The organism is Paraburkholderia sp. 22099 (assembly GCF_052045835.1).
Taxonomy (GTDB): Bacteria; Pseudomonadota; Gammaproteobacteria; order Burkholderiales; family Burkholderiaceae; genus Paraburkholderia; species Paraburkholderia terricola.
Map to the genome: position 1 here is coordinate 1 of NZ_JBQEPU010000085.1, position 1,113 is coordinate 1,113.

2 pseudogenes are annotated in these 1,113 nt (G+C 65.3%); both read right to left on the reverse strand.

The features are described from left to right. Positions 1 to 380: pseudogene (locus ACTJLC_RS31745) on the reverse strand (NAD(P)/FAD-dependent oxidoreductase); the annotation flags it as partial. Positions 381 to 468: 88 nt separating this feature from the next. After that, a pseudogene (locus ACTJLC_RS31750) lies at positions 469 to 993 on the reverse strand (DUF1275 family protein); the annotation flags it as partial. Between the last annotated feature and the right edge of the window lie 120 nt (positions 994 to 1,113).

Below are 1,113 nucleotides of genomic sequence, written 5' to 3' on the forward strand. Positions count from 1 at the left end.
CCGCCGCCGATCAGCACGATGTCCTGGCCCTTCACCAGCTTCGCTTCGATCGTCGAGGCCCAGTAATACGTGCCGCGCCCCTCGAAGCGTTCGAAGTCCGGCACCGTCGGCTTGCGATAAGCGGCGCCGCTCGCGACCACCACCGTGCGCGCGCTGATGCGCTGGCCGTCGAGCAGCGTCAGTAGAAAGACGCCCTCCTGCCGGCTCACGTCGACGACCTTGCCGGGAATCGCCAGATGCGCGCCGAACTTCAACGCCTGCTGGAACGCACGCGCGGCGAGCGCCTGGCCGGAAATGCCGGTGGGAAAGCCCAGATAGTTTTCAATGCGCGAACTCGCGCCGGCCTGCCCGCCTGGCGCGCGCTGATCGAACACGGCGACGATGTCAGCGGCTTTCTCGATACGACGCGCACGTGGCGGAATCGAGATCATGGAGTGGTCCTTGACGAATGACAGCATAGAAAATGCCTTATGTCTGACCGACTCCTGGCGCATCGTCAGTGACGAACACCAACGCACCGAGTGCGAGCGCGGGTGCCAGTAGTGCCCAGAAACCGATGTGGCGCCAGCCCAGCGCGCCAGCCGCCGCGCCGAGCGCAAACGCCACGATGGCTGGCACCAGTTTCGCGACGCGGACACGCGCTGCATGGCGTGTCGGGGCTGATGCGCCGGGAGACATCATCGCCACCCCGTCGAGAATCGCTTGGGTGACGTTGCCCGTCATCACTGTGTTCGGCACGCCCGGTCGCCCGATCAGGCGCGGATGCGCGTTCTGCACGCCCATTGCGAACGCGCCGAGCATGCCTGCCGCGACCACCGCCAGATTGTCCGGCGCATCCACTGGTGTCGCCGCCACACCGGCCAAGCAGAAGCCGAGCATCAGCAAGGCCTGCACCGCATGCAGCAGCCGCGCGCCGTGGCGCACGTGGTGCCGGGGCAGCGCGCTCACAAGCATGCTACTGCCTGCGACGCCGGCGACGAAGGCCGGAAACACTCAAGTGGTTGCGGGTTTTCTGATGCGACTAAATTTGTCTGCGAGCCGCATCAGGACTGGATCTGGTGATCTGCGCTGCCAGATCGGTTAAAGTCCGGATTTGTGGATGTTACGGATGGC